17 protein-coding genes and 1 tRNA gene are annotated in these 20581 nt (G+C 51.0%); 10 read left to right on the plus strand and 8 right to left on the minus strand.

Features of this window, described 5'->3' with window-relative positions:
* Positions 1 to 290: 290 nt before the first annotated feature.
* Complete coding sequence (locus SH451x_RS16490; RefSeq protein WP_479358089.1) at positions 291 to 947, plus strand: pathogenesis-related transcriptional factor and ERF protein; 657 nt, start codon at positions 291 to 293, stop codon at positions 945 to 947.
* Between the two features lie 32 nt (positions 948 to 979).
* On the opposite strand, the gene SH451x_RS16495 is transcribed toward SH451x_RS16490, so the two are convergent.
* From SH451x_RS16495 to SH451x_RS16505, 3 genes are read right to left on the minus strand one after another with little or no spacing between them, the layout of a single operon-like run.
* Positions 980 to 1780: a rhomboid family intramembrane serine protease gene (locus SH451x_RS16495; protein WP_479358090.1), complete on the minus strand. Its 801-nt coding sequence runs from the start codon at positions 1778 to 1780 to the stop codon at positions 980 to 982.
* Positions 1761 to 4307 (minus strand): ligase-associated DNA damage response DEXH box helicase, encoded by a 2547-nt coding sequence (locus tag SH451x_RS16500; protein ID WP_479358091.1) that lies wholly within the window; start codon positions 4305 to 4307, stop codon positions 1761 to 1763. Before SH451x_RS16500 ends, SH451x_RS16495 begins: the two co-directional genes overlap by 20 nt.
* A complete protein-coding gene (locus tag SH451x_RS16505; RefSeq protein WP_479358092.1) occupies positions 4276 to 4824 on the minus strand; it encodes a CinA family protein in 549 nt (182 codons plus the stop codon). Before SH451x_RS16505 ends, SH451x_RS16500 begins: the two co-directional genes overlap by 32 nt.
* Before the next feature lie 182 nt (positions 4825 to 5006).
* Here SH451x_RS16505 and SH451x_RS16510 point away from each other — a divergent pair.
* The 5 genes from SH451x_RS16510 (at position 5007) to trxA (ending at position 9721) form a co-directional block, all read left to right on the plus strand.
* A tRNA-Thr gene (locus SH451x_RS16510) sits at positions 5007 to 5080 on the plus strand.
* 77 nt (positions 5081 to 5157) lie between these two features.
* The gene (locus tag SH451x_RS16515; RefSeq protein WP_479358093.1) at positions 5158 to 6486 is read left to right on the plus strand and encodes a tetratricopeptide repeat protein; all 1329 of its coding nucleotides are present in this window, start codon (positions 5158 to 5160) and stop codon (positions 6484 to 6486) included.
* Between the two features lie 168 nt (positions 6487 to 6654).
* Positions 6655 to 7773: a tRNA guanosine(34) transglycosylase Tgt gene (tgt, locus tag SH451x_RS16520; protein ID WP_479358094.1), complete on the plus strand. Its 1119-nt coding sequence runs from the start codon at positions 6655 to 6657 to the stop codon at positions 7771 to 7773.
* A gap of 48 nt (positions 7774 to 7821) precedes the next feature.
* Positions 7822 to 9393 carry a glycoside hydrolase family protein gene (locus tag SH451x_RS16525; RefSeq protein WP_479358095.1) on the plus strand — a complete coding sequence of 524 codons (1572 nt, stop codon included), beginning with the start codon at positions 7822 to 7824 and terminating at the stop codon, positions 9391 to 9393.
* 28 nt (positions 9394 to 9421) lie between these two features.
* Positions 9422 to 9721: a thioredoxin gene (trxA, locus tag SH451x_RS16530; protein WP_479358096.1), complete on the plus strand. Its 300-nt coding sequence runs from the start codon at positions 9422 to 9424 to the stop codon at positions 9719 to 9721.
* Between the two features lie 17 nt (positions 9722 to 9738).
* Here trxA and SH451x_RS16535 read toward each other — a convergent pair whose 3' ends face one another.
* Complete coding sequence (locus SH451x_RS16535) at positions 9739 to 10644, minus strand: EamA family transporter (protein ID WP_479358097.1); 906 nt, start codon at positions 10642 to 10644, stop codon at positions 9739 to 9741.
* Positions 10641 to 12668 (minus strand): ATP-dependent helicase, encoded by a 2028-nt coding sequence (locus SH451x_RS16540; protein WP_479358098.1) that lies wholly within the window; start codon positions 12666 to 12668, stop codon positions 10641 to 10643. The genes SH451x_RS16535 and SH451x_RS16540 overlap by 4 nt, the downstream gene beginning before the upstream one ends.
* 258 nt (positions 12669 to 12926) lie before the next feature.
* Between SH451x_RS16540 and rplU the strand changes: the two genes are divergently transcribed.
* The 3 genes from rplU (at position 12927) to SH451x_RS16555 (ending at position 14078) form a co-directional block, all read left to right on the plus strand.
* The gene (gene rplU / locus SH451x_RS16545) at positions 12927 to 13241 is read left to right on the plus strand and encodes a 50S ribosomal protein L21 (protein WP_479358099.1); all 315 of its coding nucleotides are present in this window, start codon (positions 12927 to 12929) and stop codon (positions 13239 to 13241) included.
* A gap of 7 nt (positions 13242 to 13248) precedes the next feature.
* Positions 13249 to 13779: a TspO/MBR family protein gene (locus SH451x_RS16550; protein WP_479358100.1), complete on the plus strand. Its 531-nt coding sequence runs from the start codon at positions 13249 to 13251 to the stop codon at positions 13777 to 13779.
* A gap of 122 nt (positions 13780 to 13901) precedes the next feature.
* The gene (locus tag SH451x_RS16555) at positions 13902 to 14078 is read left to right on the plus strand and encodes a YqaE/Pmp3 family membrane protein (protein ID WP_479358101.1); all 177 of its coding nucleotides are present in this window, start codon (positions 13902 to 13904) and stop codon (positions 14076 to 14078) included.
* A 40-nt stretch (positions 14079 to 14118) separates the two neighbouring features.
* Here the strand turns inward: SH451x_RS16555 and SH451x_RS16560 are convergent, their stop codons facing one another.
* The 3 genes from SH451x_RS16560 to SH451x_RS16570 form a co-directional block, all read right to left on the minus strand.
* A complete protein-coding gene (locus tag SH451x_RS16560; protein ID WP_479358102.1) occupies positions 14119 to 15501 on the minus strand; it encodes a rhomboid family intramembrane serine protease in 1383 nt (460 codons plus the stop codon).
* A gap of 207 nt (positions 15502 to 15708) precedes the next feature.
* The gene (gene eno / locus SH451x_RS16565) at positions 15709 to 16989 is read right to left on the minus strand and encodes a phosphopyruvate hydratase (protein ID WP_479358103.1); all 1281 of its coding nucleotides are present in this window, start codon (positions 16987 to 16989) and stop codon (positions 15709 to 15711) included.
* Between the two features lie 112 nt (positions 16990 to 17101).
* Positions 17102 to 17593: a Rieske (2Fe-2S) protein gene (locus tag SH451x_RS16570; RefSeq protein ID WP_479358104.1), complete on the minus strand. Its 492-nt coding sequence runs from the start codon at positions 17591 to 17593 to the stop codon at positions 17102 to 17104.
* A 223-nt stretch (positions 17594 to 17816) separates the two neighbouring features.
* Here SH451x_RS16570 and SH451x_RS16575 point away from each other — a divergent pair, with 223 nt between their 5' ends.
* A complete protein-coding gene (locus tag SH451x_RS16575; RefSeq protein WP_479358105.1) occupies positions 17817 to 20507 on the plus strand; it encodes a M16 family metallopeptidase in 2691 nt (896 codons plus the stop codon).
* Positions 20508 to 20581: the final 74 nt, after the last annotated feature.

Below are 20581 nucleotides of genomic sequence, written 5' to 3' on the forward strand. Positions count from 1 at the left end.
AATTCGTCTGTTTTCTGCGGCGTCCGCTATTCCCCCCCTCGCGTCCACATTTCTGTTGGGTACACTTTGGGAATACAGGACTGAATTTATGTCGCCTTACAAACGAAGAGTGCCGAGAGAAACTGCTTCCCTCCGCTCTGACAGATGTCTGTAAGACGAACGCGATCGGGTGTTGTGCCTAACACAAGCCAGAACACTGCAATTGCCGGTCAGAGCTCGGTTCCAATTAACAAGTCACGGCAAAACTCGATTGCGTTTTGCGGATGCTATACACTCAGAGGGGGTGCAACGTGCCAACCTACTCCGTTGGTCCGGGTATTACTCGGTTCGAGATTGAAGAAACGCATAGCAATGGTTTCATGGTTCGCCTTTGCCGCAATGGTGAACGCATTAACGAATTCTTTTCAGATGGAAACTACGGCGGAATGAAAAAAGCAAAAAAGGCAGCACAGGACCGCTATCAAGAACTACTCAAGATCCACGGTCCCGCTAACAAGCGACCAACCAAGGACTTGATGACCCACCGTAACAAGACTGGACATGTCGGCGTTCACATCGCTCACAACGTCGAAAAGCGTTGGCCAGGCTGTGAATACTATGCATATTGTGCATCATGGACAACGACAGACGGAAAACGTGAGAAGATCGCTTTCTCCTGGAACAGATACGGCAAAGAACTCGCTTACACACTCGCTTGCTATGCCCGCGAGAAAGAAATTAGCGACCGTGCGAAGATCGTAGCCAAGTTCAAGACTGAAATCGAAGCTTATCAAGCTAAGGCTAAGAAGTCCCCGGGGGCGAAAGCTTCCAAGGCCGCTCCTGCCAAAGCTTCGAAAAAGACTTCCACCAAGAAGACTTCCGCTAAGGCTGCTCCGGCCAAAGCAGCTAAGAAAACTGCTGCCAAAAAAGCTCCTGCGAAAAAGGCCGCTAAGAAGACTCGCCGCTAAACCGGTTAATCTACTTACCAAATTTCAACCGGTTACAACCCGAAGAGTCCTCGTCTTTGCTGCTGCTCTTCGGGAACCGGCGGATTTAGCCAGTGAACGGTATTCAAACCGATCGCGGCAATAAACCCGACTACAAAGCCGCCGATGTGAGCCCACCACGCGACGCCCGCGGAACCGCCAAGCTGATCGGCCGTTCCATTGTAAAGCTGAATGAGGAACCAAACTCCGAGAAATAGCGGAGCTGGTATCGGGAATGTCGCGAACAAAATCGGCAGCGGAATCAACGTCTCTACGACCGCATGAGGGTACAGCATCACGTAAGCCCCCATCACCGCTGCTATCGCACCGCTCGCCCCAATGGTCGGTATCGTTGACGAAGGGTCGACTGCGATCTGTGCCACCGACGCTAGAACCCCTCCGGATATATACAAGACTCCATACAGCAAATGACCCATTCGGTCTTCGACGTTGTCGCCAAAGATGTGAAGGAACCACATATTGCCTAGAAAATGCATCCAGCCGCCATGAAGAAAGATGCAGGTTATCAACGTTAGCACATCGCCATATGCAGAAGGCCGAACCGGTCGCATCACATCCCGTACTTCCAGGCGCCCAAACCTCTCGACAACAATACGGTCCGGTCGCAACAGAGTCTTGTCTAACTCATCGCTGCTGACAACTCTCGCCGGCACCATCCCCCAACGCTCAACAATTTCGTCAGATCGCTGTGAAAAGACTAGCTGCATCAAAAACGCTGCTGAACATACACCTATTAACGTATAGGTCAAAAATGGCTTCGTCCGCGGTGTGATATTATCGTGTAGTGGAAACATTGCCGCACTTCGCTGTTTGCGATCCTTTCTTCGGGGGCTCAGCCGCTGCCTCAAGCTGACTCTGGAGTTTTCGTACGCGATCGGCCAGCGACTCAGTTGACAACCTCTGTCGCAAACGATCGACCAGCAGCGGAAAAGCCAACGGGGTCGGTCGCTCTGGATACCTGATTACAATCTTAGACTGTTCAATACGCTCCAGCGTCGCGCGAAGTCGATCCCATTCCAACTGCTGCTGCAGCAACTCTCGCCGGGTTTGCTCCAGCAGTAAATTTCCAGGATCGTACTCCTGAAAGACGTTGTAAAATAGATTGCTCGACGCTTGCAACTGACGAGAGCTGGTAGGTCGCCCGGGCATCCCTACCGTCACCAAGCCAGCGATCCTTGCAATCTCGCGAAACTGTCGCCGTCCCATTTCACTTGCATTCAAGCTGGCTAGGCAGTCTACCATAAGGTTATCAACTGTTAGCCATTGTCGCACCTCTTGCTCATCTATCTGCAATCGAGGATCATCGCTCGAGTGCAACAAGAAACCATAGTCGTTGATTGCAAGGTGAAAGGTGATGGAACGAGTCCTCGCTAGCCGAAACGCCAGCAACGCACTCAACCCTTCATGCACCAACCGTCCGGCGAACGGAAACACAAATAGCTGGTGGCCATCACGCGTTTTAATTGTTTCAATTAGCAATTCATTTTTTGCAGGAATGGCACTCCACTCTGCCTGCAACACGAGCAAGTCGCGGACAGCCCGCATCTCAACACCGATGTATTCGCCCAACCTCGCACGGTCCAGGCGGTCACGCACTGCGGCGGCTAACTGAGTTGAAAGCGGCAATCGCCCACCCTGCCAGCGTGGAATAGATGTCGGCGTTCCTTTGGCCTTGCGCACCCAGGCTGCGTTGTCTGCGATGCGAACCAACTCCAGTAGTTTTCCAGCCAGAAGAAAACGGTCGCCCGGCTGTAGCCTTGATAAGAACTGCTCTTCGACACTTCCGAGCTTTGGACCGCTTACGTAGCGCACGAGCATCGAGGCATCGCTGGTTATGGTGCCGATCGAAAATCGATGACGCTTGGCCATCTTTTCATCAAGCATCACAAATCTGTCGCCTAGTTTCTGCACTCTGCGAAAATCATCGTACGCGTGCAAAGTCGAACCACCGGTCACGATGAAGTCGAGCGTCCATTCGAAGTCGACTCGGCTTAAATTCCTGTAAGCGTAGGTGGATCGAATTTCTGAATACATCGCGTCTGCATCGAACCCTCCCCCCAAAGCGACTGTGACCAAGTGCTGGGATAGTACATCAAGCGGAAGTTCGATCGGCAAGCGCTCTTCCAATTGCCCCTGTGCCTGGACATCACGTACCGCAGCCAACTCGATCAATTCAAGAGCATTCGTTGGCACAAACAGCATACGACTATCTTGCCCCGGCGAATGACCGCTTCGACCGGCACGCTGCAACATGCGTGCGGCGCCTTTCGGACTTCCAACCTGAACCACTTGATCAACCGCCGTAAAATCAACACCGAGATCTAAACTACTGGTGCAGACAACGGCCTTCAGTTTTCCATCCTTTAATCCATTCTCGACCCATCGACGAACATCGGAATCCAAGGAGCCATGGTGGAGCGCCAACCGACCAGCCAAAGCCGGACGCCTCCTGAGCAATTCCTGGTACCACATTTCCGTTTGATTGCGAGTGTTCGTGAAGACAAGCGTCGAATCAGCGGCATCGATCGCTTCGGCAACTTTTTCCGACAACTGCAACCCTAAATGCCCAGCCCACGGGAATCGTTCAACCTTATCGGGCAGGAGTGAAATCGTATGTATCTTCTTTTTTACCGAGCCTTCGATAATCGTCGCTTGACTTGAAGCGCTGCCGACCAGAACGTGCAACGACTGAGGAATATTACCCAGGGTTGCACTCAAGCCCCAGCGCTTCACGTTCGGCTGGATAGCTGAAAGCCTCGCCAACGCTAATTCGGTTTGAACTCCCCGCTTAGTTCCTAATAATTCATGCCACTCGTCAACTATCACAGTAGTAAGACTTGAGAGTTGCAAGGCAAACTCTGGATAACTAAGCAACACAGAAATGCTCTCAGGCGTAGTAACCAGGACCGTGGGCAACACTGTCCGCTGTTTTTTCTTAACGCTGCTAGACACGTCGCTTGTTCGACGTTCGACAACCCAGGGTAACTGCAGAGCCTCGACCACACTTTGAATGGCACTCTCGGTGTCAGATGCAAGTGCCCGTAATGGCGTAAGCCAAATAATCGCTAGTGGAGCGGCGGGCGTCGCATTGCGGCGCTTGCTTTCCGACGAAAGTGCCGTTGGCTTATCCACCCAAGCTTGGATCGGTCCGAGCAGCGCTGCCAGCGTCTTGCCTGTTCCCGTCGCACTATGGATCAGGCCATGTAAGTCATCGAGGTACGCGCGCCGCGCCTGACGCTGGTATGCAAACGCCTTCCAATTTTTGATCCGAAAGATTTCCAAAGAGCTCTTAGGATACGTACGTCTGGACGTTTGATTCATGAAGAGCCTTTAAGATTGCTTCGTAGACGAAGCGGACGGCTTCGCACTGCCTGCAGTACCGCAGTTCGTAGTCCTCAGTTGACAACGGTGGAGCGGATTCCAGCACCGTTTTCGACCTGTAGATGACCTGCAGCCCGCCTTCCTCGGTACGCTTGGCAACAGAAACGAAGACTTGGCCGTCCCGCTCGACTTCCGCCGTGGGACCTAGATGCCCTGTGACGGCTGTGCCGATTGTTGCCAAACTGGTGAGCTTTAGAACCTTCAAAGCAAGCAAATCGGTGACTTCGGCACTAACTGGACCAAACGCTTCGTCCGTCAATATACTAGGAGCGATGCCAATCCAGTCTGATTTCGTTTCGGATTGGTAGACGACGGCCGAGCCACATAGAACTGTCGAAACACCCGGAAATCGTCCGAGAGTCGCAGCGACAAGTCCTGCGGTGCAACTTTCGGCGAGAACAAGTTTTTGACGGTTCTCAGTGAGAGTATCGTAGACAGATTTGGCAAGCTGTTCCATTTGGCAAGTTTCAGTGTTCGGAGGCAGGCGTTCAAGCCGAAATAATCTGACTCGATCAGAAAGTGGAGTTCCGCGGAAATTCGCCAGCCACGCAGTCACCCCTTGACGAATGACCTTTGTAGCCGGTATGCTCTTCCGGCTTATCGGCAATTTTCGTGCCTTAAATCGAAAACCCGTTTTTGGCCAGCATAGCTTCAATTGGCAGAGCACCGCATTCGTAATGCGGGGGTTGTGGGTTCGACTCCCACTGCTGGCTCTGAAAATTTGCCGTAAACTTCGGTAGCTGCGGCATTTGGGTTAGATGCAGTCTAAATTCATGGGAGTGATTGCTTGATGATTCAAGCTGAATCGACGTTGGATTTGCGAGACTTGGTACTCTCAAATCAAAGCTTTGGGCCTCAAGACGTAGAAAAAATCGTCAACACAATTGCGGAAGACATGACGCAGTTTGCTTTGTTGCGCGATGCCGTCAATGAGCTGCAGAGTAATGAGAACGCCTCGCCAGCAACGCTAACACGCCTAGGTGTTTGTTATGTGCTGATTGGTAAGTTTGCGGAAGCAGAAGCAACGCTTCGTCAAAGCGACGGCGGTGCTCTTTCGCAATATTATCTTGGCAAAGTCGCATTCCAAAATGGCGACTACGACAAGGCCATCAGTTACTACGAGGCGGCTGAAACAGCCGGCTACACTCCAGAACAATGCCGCATGGCAACTGCGGAAGCTAAACGGTACCAAGGCAATAACGATGAAGCCATGCAACTGCTGGATAACATCTTCGGCCCAACCGAACAAACTGCAGAATATCTTTATCAACGCGGTGCAACCGTCAACGCCGTTGGTGGAAACCGCGAAGAAGTTATCAAATTGTATCAACGTGCGATTCAGGTAAATCCTCGCCACGCGGGTGCACTTTTTGGTTTAGCATTGGCTTACGACCGTCTCGGAAACGATGACGAAGCGTTCGAGCTATATCAACGGTCTGCTTCCGTTATGCCTGCTCACGTTGGCGCTCTCGTGAACTTGGGAACGATTTACGAAGATCGTAATGAATTCGCGAAGGCTTCTGCTTGCTATCGCCGCGTCCTGGAAGTTGAACCGAGCCACGAACGAGCTTTGCTGTACGCAAAAGACGCAGCCGCTGGCGGTAACGTTCTATTCGATGAAGACATGGCGAAGCGTAACGAACGCTTGAGCCAACTCTTGAACACGAATGTCAGCGATTTTGAACTCTCGGTGCGTGCAAGAAATTGCCTTCAAAAGATGGGCATCCGTACGCTCGGTGATTTGACGCGTACCAGCGAACAAACTCTTTTGACGAGCAAGAATTTCGGCGAAACATCGTTGATCGAAATTCGCGACATGCTAACTAGCCGTGGACTATCGCTTGGTCAGTTCGCCAACGATAAGCGCGACAGCGATCCACCGTTGGACATCTCCGGTCTAACCGAAGACCAACAAGCGTTGCTTGAACGACCAATCTCCGACTTGAACCTATCGGTTCGAGCTCGTAAGTGCATGGTCCGTTTGCAACTCTCGACGATTGGCGAACTGGTTCGCAAGACTGGCGACGACATGCTGGAGTGCAAGAACTTCGGGGTAACCAGTCTAAACGAAGTCCGCGAGAAGCTGACTAACCTTGGGCTCAAGCTTCGTGGTGACTGATTCGCGTCGAACGAACTCGGCATTTTCTGAGTGAATCTGCCGAGCTTGAAACATGCGACGGAGCGAACGCTTCGGTAATGACAACTCAGCAATAATAGACCGGCCACCGCCCTTTCGGCGATAGCCGGTTTTTTTCATTTTATCATCTGGAATTTGCGAAGCAGCAGCATGCGGTCCTGCAACTTTTCGATCAGCGCTCACGACTCAAACACGGCAGCGCGAACTGGCATGCTGAAGCTCGCTCATGGCGAAGTTCGCACTCCTGCCTTCATGCCTGTCGGCACACTGGCCACCGTCAAAGGTGTTACACCAGAGCAACTCCGAGAAACCGGAGCGGACATCTGTCTCTCGAACACCTACCATCTTCACCTTCGGCCAACATCCGAGCGCATCGCAGCGTTAGGAGGGCTGCATAAATTTATGCGATGGGAGCGGCCAATCCTCACAGATTCTGGCGGATTCCAAATCTTTTCGCTGAGCGACATTACCAAGGTTGACGAACAGCAGGCGACCTTCAAGTCTCACATCGACGGAAGCACGATCCAACTCTCACCTGAAAAATCGATTGAGATCCAAGAGAACCTCGGTAGCGATATCGCCATGGTCTTCGATCATGTTGTGGCGCTGCCTAATGATGAAGCAACTATTTGGGATGCTTGCCAGCGAAGCGCGCGTTGGGCGGAGCGCTGCAAGAACGTGTCGAAACGAGCCGACCAGTGTCTTTTTGGGATCGTGCAAGGCGGGTTGGACGTCAGAATGCGAACGTGGTCTGCGGAGCAACTCGTCAACATCGGGTTCGATGGCTATGCCGTCGGCGGCTTAAGCGTTGGTGAACCTCAAGCGGAAATGCTTCGCATCCTCAGCAATGTCTGTCCCGTTATGCCGCTGGATAAGCCTCGCTACTTGATGGGCGTTGGAACACCCTCAGACATATTAGAATCGATTGCTTTGGGGATCGACATGTTCGACTGTGTGATGCCGACTCGGAACGGTCGTAACGCGATGGCATTCACTTCGCAGGGCCAAATAAAAATTCGAAACGCCGTTCACCAAGACGACCCTCGTCCGTTAGATGAAGCATGTCCTTGTATCGCGTGTAAGTACTCTCGAGCGTATCTCCGGCATCTATTCCAAACGGGGGAGATGCTTGGACCAATCCTCTTGTCGATTCACAACTTGACTTACTATCAAAATTTAATGGAAGGCGCGAGGGTTGCTATTCAAACACAAGAGTTCGACGCATACCTAGCGCGACATCGAGCCATCTACACGACTAAGAATCGTTAACCGCATTCGCAATTCGCAAATCTGAGTTTACTTCTGGAGGAATCCTTCTTGTACGCCGAATCTCTTGGAAGCCGAAAAACGCTTGGCGATGTAGATATCCTCTATCACGACGGTCTTTACCATCTCTTTCATCTCGTCTTGCCCAACCATGACTTCATAGCGCACGCAGTCAGCAGTGACGGCTTAGCTTGGCAGCGAGTCGAGAATGCGTTATTCATCGGTCACCCCGGTAGCTGGGACGATTCGATGCTTTGGACAATGCACGTAAGTCGCGATCCCCACGTGCCCGGTCAATGGCGGATGTTTTACACGGGCCTTTCTCGCGACAAACGCGGACAGCTCCAGAGAATCGGGCTAGCCGTCAGCGAAGATTTGTACCACTGGAAAAAGTGTGCGGTCAATTGGAAGGACCATCGTAGAACTTCGACGATGATCGTGCCCAGCGATCCACTGGCAGATTCGAGCTTTGATCCAGACAGTTGCTTTCCTATTTCGCCCGATCCCAATTATTACGAATCGTCCGTCAAGGAAGGGCGACATTGGATCAGCTGGCGAGATCCGTTTTATTACCATGATGGAAAGAAAGGCTGGCTGTTGTGTGCTGGCCGCATAAAACAAGGACCGATCACTAGACGCGGATGTGTTGCGCTGCTCGAAGAGATTGCACCGAATAAGTTTGAGGCACGCGATCCTCTTCATTATCCAGGACTCTACGATGATATTGAAGTACCAAACCTTATCCGCAAGGACGGCGAGTATTTCCTAATTGGAAGCCTTCGCGAAGATGCAAAAATCCGATACTGGCACACTAACGAGATCGGCAAACCCTGGCGTAGCTACCACGACAACGTGTTGCTAGCAGCAGGAAATTATGCAGGTAGAATTTGTCACGATGATAAAGGTGTTCTTATCTGGAACTTCTTCACTCCCAACGCACAGGACCGTACCGTATCCAATCTGATGCCTCCGCCAAAGCGTTTGGTTCGGACACCCAATGGTTTGTTGCGCGCACAAACCTTCGAGGCACTGCGCGAGCTTGCGGTTTGTAATGCGGACGTATCCCAAATTGCGCCACTCAAGTGCAGCCACTTTGATCTTGAGAAGAACGGACTCGAATGCGAGTGGATTGGCGACAAACTACGACTCAGCAGCGAGTCTGGCTTCGAAGCATTTGTGTTCGCGGAAATTGTTAATCATTTCAGACTGGCTGCTCGCATCCAACTAAGTGGTTTGGGAAAGTGTGGCTTGGTCTTTCGCCTGAATCCGGATACCCACGACGGCTACTACCTTTCTCTGGACCTACTTAAAGGCCTCGCGCAGCTTCGCGCGTGGGGAACAGGCGCCGAAGCATCCGGTGAACACATGATGCAATTTAGCACCCTGCAAACTGGAAATTGGTTCAATGAGCACGCTTCTCATATCCAAATTGAACTAATCTGCTTTGGCAGCTACCTTGAACTTTCTGTGGATGGACGTGTGATTTTATCGCTTGCGGATCAGACTTATGACGCGGGAAAGATTGGATTTTATGCAGAAACGGCAAAAATTGACATCTGCGAACTGGAACTACAACATCTACGCTCTCCGACTCAATCGGACGAACACTTGACCGAGGGTTGATCATTACTTTGTTTTGAAGATTAAGACTATGCTGCTTGAACAATTTAGCTGGAAGAAAGAAGTCATCGAATCGGCCGAACCGGTGCTGGTTGATTTCTGGGCCGAATGGTGCCAGCCATGCCGCATGATGACTCCGATTTTGGAATCGATTGCGAAAGACTACAAAGTTTGCAAAGTCAATGTCGATCGTAACCAAGCGTTGAGCCAAGCTTGCAACGTGTCGTCGATCCCAACATTACTGATCATTCACCAAGGCAAAATTGCGCAGCGATTCGAAGGCGTGACGCAAGAAAACGCGCTGCGCAGCCATCTAGAACGCCTGAAGTGATTTACAGATATCCTTTATCACCCTAACAGCACCAGCGCAGCTCCCAACGTCATGATCGCTGCTGCAATTACCCGCCGGACGATTTCACGCTCACCAAAGTATCGGTACCCCAAGTAAACCTGCAGGATACTTCCTAGCTGGAATAGCGCCAGAGCGTAACCCACGTGCATTTTTCCGAATATCCAAATCGTCAAGTATTGCAAGACATAGAACGATGCTCCGAGTGCAACCATGTGCTTCCACTTTACGAGCAGGATTTCCGATTGTGCGTTCTCGGCTTGCTTATGATCTTTTAGGCTAACCTGGATGAGCCAAGAGAACATCGTTGTACTGAGAGCCCAGAAACCAAAAACAACTGTTGCGTTGCTTTGCTGAATTGCATCTTTCAACGCAATCGATGCAGACGCTGTCAGCACGATCGACAACATACGATCGCGAACAGAGCCATTTAGCCAGCGTGCGTTGTCTTTTTCGTTCGCTCTTGAGGGCTCGGTCAATCGACGAGGGGCAGATAGCAATACTGTCCCCACGACGATTACCAGAACACCACAGACACCTAACCATGAAGGCATTTCCGAAAGTAAGATTGCGCCCAAGATGAGTCCAACGACAGGCTTGTAGCTATTCAACGGACCTACGACCGATAATTCTCCTGCCCCCATCGCGCGCACCAACAGCACATTCCCGATCGCATCCAGCAGTCCCGCCAATGTAATTGCCCACCAAAACGAGACACCTAAACCTAACCAGCTATTGGTTGATAAAAGAATATTCGGCAGTGCAAGCAAGAGCAAAATTGTTAAAGAATACGTTACAACGCTGAGCGGTCTTAAGCCGGCTTGGACCAACTGCTTTTGCAGCAGGCTTGCTCCGCTGCTGCAGAGAATCCGCCCAACAAGAGCGACCAAGACCAACAGCGTCATCCGCGTTTCTGCCCCGCAAAACTCTGCTTTTCAGCCTGCTGTGCTCCGCGAATCGATTTCATTCGATTAGGATTATCCGCCTGACCTGTCAATTCGTAAAGGAATCGACTTGGGAAAGTAGGACGGTCCTTTCCCCACTTCTTACGGCTTAACGCAAGGCTCAACGTGAGCTCTTCTTGAGCTCGCGTGATACCGACATAACACAGACGGCGTTCTTCCGCGATATGATCGTCACCTTCTTTGATACTGCGACGATGCGGCAGAATTCCTTCCTCCATACCAACCATATACACGATCGGAAACTCAAGACCTTTTGCACTGTGGTAAGTCATCAGCGATATTGCATTGCGCTGTATCTGTTTCTCATTTCCAGTCTGATACTCGCGTCCATCGAGTGTTACGTCAGCCAGAAATCCCTCCATCGACGCTTCTTCATCGTCTTCGCAATATTGTGAAACGGCGTTTACGAGTTCTTCGACCGACGATTTACGCGCAGCCACTTCGTCTGGATCATGATAATTCCGATTGATCTCATCCATGTAGCGAACTTCATCTATCAGCGACTTGGTGCCTGCTATCAGCGACTTGCCATCGAAGATTTGCTGGTAGTCGCGCTGCAACTTTCGCAACTGCTGCAGGCCTGCTTGAGCCGCTTTCGAATATTTGTCGTACTGCGATGTATCCTCGACCATGTTCCACACTCGCTTCCCAGAACGAACCGCGGACTCGAGCAGCTTTTCAACAGTAGAGGCGCCTATCCCGCGGGGGGGAGTGTTGATGATCCGCAACAAAGAAATCTCATCCTCGGGCGCAGTGATCCAGCGCAAGTAGGCGATCAGGTCACGCACCTCTTTACGATCAAAGAACGACTGCGTACCGGTCAACGTGTAAGGCAACTTGAGCGTTCGTAGTTCGGTCTCGAGGATACGAGGCTGCTCGTTGGTGCGAAAGAGAATAGCAAAATCGCGTGGTTCGAGTTGTTTTTCTTTGTCCAAACGCGTTGCAATTTCGGTCGCGATGAATTTCGCCTCTTCTTGATCGTTCTTTAATTGCATGACCCGCGGTGGAGTTCCGTTAGGGCGCGCCGCACGCAGCACTTTATCATGGCGCGTCGTGTTAAATGCGATCAACGTGTTCGCCGCAGTCAGAATCGCATCCGTGCTGCGATAGTTGTCTTCCAACCGGACTACGACTGCGTCGTTCCAATCGTTCCGGAAATTGAGAATGTGTTTGACCTCAGCTCCTCGCCAACCATAAATCGATTGATCGTCGTCCCCTACAACGCACAGGTTGCGATGCTTTCCAGCGAGGTAAGCGATAATACGGTATTGGGATGCGTTCGTGTCTTGATACTCATCAACCAGAATATGATCAAAACGCGATGCCTCTTGCTCACGAATGAGTGGGTGCTCGCGAAAGAGCGTCTCGGTGCTCAACAACAAATCATCGAAATCAAACGCTCCGCACAACTTTAGTGAACGTTGATAGCGAGCGTAACCGCTGGCAGCCAAATGCTCTTTGTCCGACTTGGCATGCCCCTGAGCGTCTACGATAGAGATCCCGTTGCTCTTCCATTGGCTTAAGATCGACAGGAAATCCCCTGGCTTGATCATCGTATCGTTCAATCGAAGCTCACGCAGCACCGACCGAGCTAACGATTCACAGTCGCCGCGATCGTAGATGGTAAACTTCTGAGGGTAACCCAGCGCTGTCGCATGCCGCCGCAAGATCTGAACGCAATGCGAGTGAAACGTCCCAATCACTGGTCGCTTCACTGGAGGGTCGGATTTGCGCACCTTTTTGGGCAGCTTCAACTGGACGCCGATGCGTTCTCGCATCTCGTTCGCCGCCTTGTTCGTAAAAGTGACCGCTAATATTCGGTCGGCGGGAATTCCGTGACGAACTAGGTTCGCGATACGGTACGTTACGACACGCGTTTTCCCTGTCCCCGCCCCCGCTAGCACGAGCAGAGGCCCGCTGAGAGTGTTTACGGCCTTGTCCTGATGGGAATTTAATTCGGGCATCCGAGTCTGAATTCGTCGCTAAAATGAGGGCAAGACATCGAAACTGCGGGAAAATCGCTTCTTGCGATTCCATTTGCCCCCCAGCAGAGTAGCTTGGGAGTCACTTTCAGTTCGCTTTTTGGAAGGCTTCGATGGTAACCATATCTATCCTTCGAGGAAGCTCTAATTTGGACTAGTCGAATGGTTGCAAATAGAATATAAAGTGCCGTTCAAAATTCAATTTCTATTCGTTTCCCTAGTGTTTTTAGCAAAAATCCGATGTACGCAATTATCGCCGATGGTGGTCGTCAATATAAAGTCGAGCAAGGAAGGTTCGTAGATATTGATTATCGAGCCACATTGAACGAAGGAGACAGCGTGCAATTTGACCGCGTCCTCGCCGTTGGCGGTGACAGTGGCCTTACACTTGGCACTCCTACAGTTTCTGGTGCTACAGTGGTCGGCAAGGTTTTGTCGGTCGAACAAGGCCCAAAGATCTTCATCCAAAAATTCCAACGCCGCAAGACTTATGACCGCCGCACAGGCCATCGTCAAAAGTTTACGCGCGTGTCGATTGAATCGATCAACGCTTAGGCTGTTTTTGAGTTCTTCAAAATCCGACGATATCAGTTCTCGACCGCCCAACCTAAAGCGGTCTCTTCCGACTCAAATCGCAGGACTTGTGACTTGCGTAGTTCTCTGCGTCAGCATTGGCGCAGTAAGCGGCTACGTAACGGCTAACGATATCGACGGTTGGTACGACACCATCAACAAACCGTCGTTCAATCCACCGAATTGGATTTTCGGGCCTGTTTGGACAACACTCTATGTCTTGATGGCGATCAGCTTTTGGACCATCTGGCGCCGTCATGCCATCAAGCACATTATGCCTCAAAGCGTTCTGTTTATTGCCCAACTTACGCTAAACTTCTTTTGGTCGATCATCTTCTTCGGGTTGCATCAGATGGGTTGGGCACTGCTTGAGCTCGCGTTCCTGTGGCTACTGATTCTCGCGACCATCATTGCGTTCTGGAAGCTGTCGCGCATCGCAAGCGTTTTATTATGGCCGTATTTGGCTTGGGTCAGCTTTGCAGGCATCCTCAACTTTGCATTCTGGCGGTTGAATTCCTAATTGCTCCGTCCACGACAAGCTGTCATCTTGCGGTTAGCCGAGAGGCGTCACCCTGCGGCATAGGTATTGCAACGTCCTCTGTTGTATTAAAGCGATACAACTCTATGCAGAGGAAACGACAGATGGCCTATATCCAATTGCTCTACTTATTCATTCTCCCTCCCCTCGCAGTCGCTAGACAGTTCGGAATCGGCCAACAGTTCTGGCGTAATACGCTCCTAACACTTTGCGGGTTTTTCCCGGGTTTCATCCACGGAGCGTACCTGTTAACTTCAGATCCACGTGGGTTGCGGATTTAGTTACTAGCGTTCAAGCATTTACAATCGAGCGCGAAACAACTCAAAACTCAACAACGCCGTCCGCAATCTGTTTCTTCGCGACAGCAACAAGCTTGCCAAATACCTCACGTTCGGACGCCTTTAAAGCGGCAGCGTCGATTTGCTTCAGGTAGCGTAGAGTATGCCTCGGTCGCTCCTGTTTTAACCAAATCTTGGCAAGGTTGGCTTGCATACCGAATCGTCCTTCGTCGAACATAGACACGTGAATTTCTATAAGTTGTGCAGCGTCGTTTAACCTGTTCGCTTTCAGGTATCCGCTGATGACTTTCTTCAGATCCTCTGCCCGCCATGTCAATCCTGGATATTTTGCGGAGAGCAGGTTCTGCAGCTTTACAGCAGCGTCCAGTTGCCCTTGATCGATTGCCTCCTGTACTTGCCTCTGCAGACTCTCGTGACTAACTGCTGGTTTTTGCTCCACGGGTTCACTTGATTTTTCCTTTTCCAACTTTTTCTTGCGCCGCTTTTTCGCCTGTGTTTTCCCAACTTTCGACGCACGCCCCTCTTTGCCTTGAAAATAGGAGATCAGATCGTACCCCTCACAGTCGACAAATCCCTGGTGCAGTAAGAACATTCCAGCGGGGAAACCAACCAAAAAGCCCATCATGTGTAAGCCTCCGGTACTTGCGATTGTACCTTCGACGTACCACGACAACGCGTTAAGAAGCACATAGATGAATCCAAAGACCATATGCGGCATCTCAAATACAAGCGGTCGCACGACGATCAACAACAACACACTAAACTCGTTGACCGGAGCCCACACGACAACAAGTGCAAGCAGCCCAAAAATGGCAGAGGATGCTCCGAGCGAAACGCCTCCGTCACTAAACAACATTAAGGTTTGTTCGATTAACGATTGTGTTGCGCCGATACCGTTGTAGAGCAACAGGAAGAAGATAAGCCCGATCTTTCCTTCGATGATTAAGCCGAAGGACCATAGAAAGATCATATTGCCGATCAAGTGAATAATGTCAGCATGCATCAATGGTGATGTGAACCATTGCCAAGGCCTGAGCCCGTGACCATAGTCAAGAACCAGCTTCCTTCCAAGAGCATGCGAACGCTCGAACATTACACCGTCAAGGGCATAGAAGTCACCTGACTCATCTTCTGCCAAATCGTTTCCATCTTCGTCTCGCGGCCCCTCGTATCCAATCGGTTTGCTAGGGTCGAACGCTTCTATTTCGAAGACTTCTGGATTTTCGTCAAATTCAAAGAGCTCTGATGGACTTTCGTAACCGCCCTCAAATCCCACGGGTTTGTCAAGATGCGAACCATCAACACAGAATACAAAAAAGAAGACCACGTTGGCGACAATCATTCCGATTGTCCCGAATGGAAAATGGTAGATAGGTGCATCTGTGCTGTACGGGACCAGTAGCATCGGCGATCAATTCCAGATTCAACTTTGGTTCATGCGTGTGTACGTAACGCACCTGATACTCTCAACGCTAACCATTGTAGTCAAGTTAAGTCCAAAAGCACCTAGTCGGCGTTTTTGCTGGCAACTCTGAAGTCAACCGCCCAAACGAAAACAGCACGAGGAATCCCCGTGCTGCTAACGAATTTTCGTGATAACCAGCCGACTGAACTAGAACTTGCGAGGGAACAAAGGCCCGCCATAGACAGCGTTCTCGCCAAGCTCTTCTTCAATTCGCAACAATTGGTTGTACTTGGCCATACGATCGGATCGAGATGCCGAACCAGTTTTGATCTGGCCCGTTGCAAGTCCTACCGCGAGGTCAGCGATGAAAGAGTCTTCCGTCTCACCGCTGCGATGCGATGAAATCGACGAATAACCATTGCGATGCGCGAGTTGAATTGAATCAATCGTTTCGGTCAAAGTCCCGATCTGGTTGACTTTGATCAAAATGCTGTTGGCGATTCCTTCGTTGATCCCACGTTGCAGACGTTCGACGTTGGTCACAAAGAGATCGTCACCGACCAATTGGACCTTGTCACCGATCTTATCGGTCAATAGCTTCCACGACTCCCAGTCATCTTCGCTACAACCGTCTTCGATCGAACAGATAGGGTATTTGTCAGCCCAAGCCGCAAGGAAGTCGACCATTTCGGCGCCCGAGATTTGCTTGCCGTCGATCGTGTATTTCTTGGTCTTTTCGTCGTACATTTCTGTTGCAGCAACGTCCAAGGCGATGAAAATCTGCTTGCCAGCTTCATAGCCGGCTTGGCTGATCGCTTCCATGATCAAGTCGAGCGCTTCCTGGTTGCTGCCCAGGTCTGGAGCAAATCCGCCTTCATCACCGACGGCAGTATTGAGCTTCTTGCCGCTCAACACCTTCTTTAGGTTATGAAAAATCTCAGTGCCAGCTCGTAACGCATCGCTGAACTTGTCAAAGCCCAATGGCATGACCATGAACTCTTGAACGTCAACCGAATTGTCGGCATGCTGTCCGCCGTTGACGATGTTCATCATCGGTGCTGGCAAGATGCATGCGTTGGTACCACCCAAATAGCGGTACAACGGCTGATGGGTAAACAACGCTGCGGCTTTGGCGGCAGCCAGGGAAACGCCCAGCATCGCGTTGGCACCCAACGACTTCTTGTTGGGCGTTCCGTCCAAGGCGATTAGAGCTTGGTCAAGACCACGTTGGTTCAACGCATCGAACCCAACCAGTTCTTCGGCAATAGTCGTGTTGATATTTTCAACTGCCTTGTAAACGCTCTTGCCCATGTAGACGGACTTGTCGCCGTCACGCAATTCCCAAGCTTCATGAGCGCCCGTGCTCGCGCCGCTGGGTACAGCCGCTCGGCCAGTGGATCCGTCGGACAACATAATTTCGACTTCGACCGTTGGGTTGCCTCGCGAGTCGAGGATTTGGCGTCCGCGAATGTCTTCAATGTAGCTCATGAAATATTCCTAACTTTTCAGAATCGGTTGGTGGGTATGTTATGGATAAAGTTCGCCGTATTCTGCGCGAGTCCACCGTTCTTGCCTAGTGCTCCCGCGTCGAACAAAGCCATCAATCGACAGCAATTTCAACATATCCGTCGCATAATCGGACCGGATACGTCCGCAACATCGGCTCATTCAGAACCGTGTTGTAGCCGTCCTGCAATCGGTACCGCCAGCCATGCCAGGGGCAAGTCACACAACCATTTTCGACCGTCCCTTTCGCCAACGGCCCCCCTTGATGAGCGCATACTGCGTCGATAGCGGAAAACTGATCGCCATTGAGAAAAACGGCGATGATTTTATCGAGCACCACGACTTCTGCCGCGCCCTGTTGCCGCAATTGAAGTTCGCTGCCGATCCGGTGCCACGACCTATTCGAATTTGAAGAATTCTCGAGATCTTGCATGCTCACTATCCAACCCTCAAATTCACTCTGCAACGACATGGGAACTTTGATCGACGAACTGCTAGCCGCCGGGAACGGAGCGGAAAACCATTTACTGACCCGCCTGTCGCTCATTACAACAACATTTCCACTGTCACGGTCGTATGAGAACATAGTTGCCTGAGGTCGAAAAGGGCTGGCAGACCGCTATAATACGTCGGCTCGAGACGCTAACCTAAAGATATAGGTCCGGCGAGAAGCGTCCGATCCACAAATAACTCACACAACTTCAAAAACTATGACGGAGTCGCAACACATGTTCAAAAGCTTGCACCAGTTCGTTTTATGCTGGCTTTCGGTCGTACTGTGTTCGCCTCTGCTGCCCGCGGAAGAGAATATGCCCAAGTTAGTACAGTCGATTGAAGGTATCAGTGAGTATGAGCTCGAGAACGGAGTCCAAGTACTTCTGTTTCCCGACAACAGTAAGCCAGTAGTGACCATCAACATGACCGTCTTCGTCGGTTCTCGCCATGAAGGTTACGGCGAAGCGGGTATGGCACACTTGCTCGAACACATGCTCTTCCAAGGCACCGATCTCAACCCGAAGATCCCGAAAGCTCTACAAGATCGCGGTGCCAAGTTCAACGGCACGACGTGGCTCGATCGTACTAACTATTTTGAAACTCTGAACGCTAGCGCAGATAATCTCGAATTCGCGATCGCACTAGAAGCTGACCGTTTGGTCAACTCGCGCGTTAGGGGCGAAGATCTCGCTTCGGAAATGTCAGTGGTTCGTAGCGAATTCGAACGAGGCGAAAATTCTCCCCAACGCGTACTGCAGCAGCGCATTTTCTCCGCTGCTTACGAATGGCACAACTACGGTAAATCAACGATCGGCAACCGCAGTGACATCGAACGCGTGCCCGTAGACGCACTCCGTAGGTTTTACAAAAAGTACTACCGACCAGACAATGTTATGCTTGTAGTCGCTGGTAAGTTCAACCCAGAACAAGCACTCACGCTGGTGCAGAAATATTTTGGAATCCTGGAAAACCCTCCCGGCACTATAGATCCGACCTACACCGTCGAACCTCCGCAAGATGGCGAACGCACAACCGTGGTTCGACGTGTTGGCGACACGCAATTGGTCGGCGTTGGCTATCATATCCCGGCCGCAAGCCACCCATCTTTTGCTGCGGTTGATGTACTTTCCACCGCTGTTGCAGACGAGCCAAGCGGCCGACTTTACAAAGCGTTGGTCGAGGGTAAGAAAGCGAGCAGCATCTATGGTGGCTCCATGGCTTTACACGACCCAGGCCTGATGTTCTTCATGGCTGAAGTCGCCAAGGACAAGTCGCTGGAAGACGCCCGCACGACGCTTATCGATACACTTGAGAAATCACTCAAAGAAAACCCCATAACAGCAGAGGAAGTAGACCGAACCAAACGTCAGCTTCTGAAAGACCGTGAGCTTAAAGCTGCTGACGTACAAGAGCTTGCTGTCGAGCTCAGCGAATGGGCTGCCCAAGGCGACTGGCGCCTGTATTACTTGTACCGCGATCGAGTGGAATCAGTTACAGTCGACGAAGTGAATGCTGCGGCAAAGTACTATTTTAGTGGCCAAAACAGAACCGTTGGACTCTTTATTCCAACCGAAACTTCAGAACGCTTGGAAGTACCCGAGCGACCTGATGTCCAATCGATGCTGGCGGGTTATGAAGGTCGCGCCGCCGTGGAGCAGGGCGAAGAATTTGATCCGTCTCCCGAAAACATTAAAGAACGGACCCTAACCGGCGAACTCCATCCGAACTATACCTACGCCTTGCTTCCAAAATCGAGCCGCGGAAATGCTGTGCAACTTTCGTTGACGCTTCGATTTGGAAACGAAGATTCGCTCTTCAACAAGTCAGTCGCTTGTGACATGCTAGCCGACGCGATGTCCCGCGGCAGCGAAGACTATACCTATCAAGAACTTCGCGACAAGCTTGATGTATTGCTCGCGAAAGTTCAATTCTCTTCACAGCCGCAATTGCTTTCGGTGCGTATCGAAACCAAGAAGGACAAACTTGTTGAAGTTCTGGGAGTTGTTGAGTCAATCCTACGGCGTCCAACTTTCAATGCCAAAGAGTTCGACATTCTTAAGGACGAATCGATCACCGGCCTGGAGGCTCAACTTAGCGAACCTCAAGCTCTTGGACCGACCGCAGTTTCACGTGCGTTTAACGAAAAATCCAAGGGACATATCCACTACTCCCCGACGATCGAAGAAGAGATCGAAAACTACCGAAACCTCACTGTCGCTGACGTTCAAGATCTCTACAGCAAACAGCTCTCGGGTGCGCGCGGCGAGCTCGCAGTGGTTGGCGATTTCGATGCCGACGAAGTCTTGAAGGCGGTCGGTAAGATTGTCAATGATTGGACTTCCGAGACAGAATACAAACGCGTTGACCGAAAAGCCAACACTTCCGTCAAGGGGCAAATGATTGTCATCGAAACGCCTGATAAAGCGAACTCGCTTTTTTACGCTTCGCAGCAATACCCGATCTCGGATTCCGCGGCTGACTATCCTTCGCTTGTAATTGGTAACTACGTGTTAGGTGCGGGCGCACTTTCTTCCCGCCTTGGTGATCGCGTCCGTCAAAAAGACGGTCTATCTTACGGTGTCGCTAGCGGTTTGACGGGCCATCCTGTCGACGAGCGTTCGGTCTTCACAACCTATGCGATCATGAACCCAGTCAATCGGGATAAAGTAGTGAACGCAATTCGCGAGGAAATGGACCGCTTAATCGCTGAAGGCATCACGGAAGAAGAATTAAACCAAGCCGTCGAAGGATACCTGCAAAAGCAGCAGGTTAACCGCTCGGATGATTCAACCCTCGTCTCATTGCTGACCACCAACTTGTTTGCAAAACGGGATATTATGTTCCAAAAACAAATGGACGAGGCAATTGGTGCACTGACTGTTCAGGACGTTAACGATGCGATTAAGAAATACATCAAGCCAGACGAACTAGTAATTGCAACGGCCGGGGATTTTGCAAACGCAAAAGATAAAGAAGTTGCCCCGGTTGAAAATGCAGCACCTTAAACGGCAACCGATCTACTCCGCAGCTAGCCGTCGATCGATGCGGCTAGCTCTTACCTTAAAACTTGCTCAACCCT

It is taken from the genome of Njordella aestuarii (assembly GCF_056494165.1).

What these genes read in the sequence shown, in the direction of transcription:
- SH451x_RS16495 (WP_479358090.1), bottom strand. Translation starts at nt 1,780, where the DNA reads ATGTTTCCACTACACGATAATATCACACCGCGGACGAAGCCATTTTTG.
- SH451x_RS16500 (WP_479358091.1), bottom strand. Translation starts at nt 4,307, where the DNA reads ATGAATCAAACGTCCAGACGTACGTATCCTAAGAGCTCTTTGGAAATC.
- SH451x_RS16505 (WP_479358092.1), bottom strand. Translation starts at nt 4,824, where the DNA reads ATGGAACAGCTTGCCAAATCTGTCTACGATACTCTCACTGAGAACCGT.
- SH451x_RS16515 (WP_479358093.1), top strand. Translation starts at nt 5,158, where the DNA reads ATGATTCAAGCTGAATCGACGTTGGATTTGCGAGACTTGGTACTCTCA.
- tgt (WP_479358094.1), top strand. Translation starts at nt 6,655, where the DNA reads ATGCGGTCCTGCAACTTTTCGATCAGCGCTCACGACTCAAACACGGCA.
- trxA (WP_479358096.1), top strand. Translation starts at nt 9,422, where the DNA reads ATGCTGCTTGAACAATTTAGCTGGAAGAAAGAAGTCATCGAATCGGCC.
- SH451x_RS16535 (WP_479358097.1), bottom strand. Translation starts at nt 10,644, where the DNA reads ATGACGCTGTTGGTCTTGGTCGCTCTTGTTGGGCGGATTCTCTGCAGC.
- SH451x_RS16540 (WP_479358098.1), bottom strand. Translation starts at nt 12,668, where the DNA reads ATGCCCGAATTAAATTCCCATCAGGACAAGGCCGTAAACACTCTCAGC.
- rplU (WP_479358099.1), top strand. Translation starts at nt 12,927, where the DNA reads ATGTACGCAATTATCGCCGATGGTGGTCGTCAATATAAAGTCGAGCAA.
- SH451x_RS16555 (WP_479358101.1), top strand. Translation starts at nt 13,902, where the DNA reads ATGGCCTATATCCAATTGCTCTACTTATTCATTCTCCCTCCCCTCGCA.
- SH451x_RS16560 (WP_479358102.1), bottom strand. Translation starts at nt 15,501, where the DNA reads ATGCTACTGGTCCCGTACAGCACAGATGCACCTATCTACCATTTTCCA.
- eno (WP_479358103.1), bottom strand. Translation starts at nt 16,989, where the DNA reads ATGAGCTACATTGAAGACATTCGCGGACGCCAAATCCTCGACTCGCGA.
- SH451x_RS16570 (WP_479358104.1), bottom strand. Translation starts at nt 17,593, where the DNA reads ATGTTCTCATACGACCGTGACAGTGGAAATGTTGTTGTAATGAGCGAC.
- SH451x_RS16575 (WP_479358105.1), top strand. Translation starts at nt 17,817, where the DNA reads ATGCCCAAGTTAGTACAGTCGATTGAAGGTATCAGTGAGTATGAGCTC.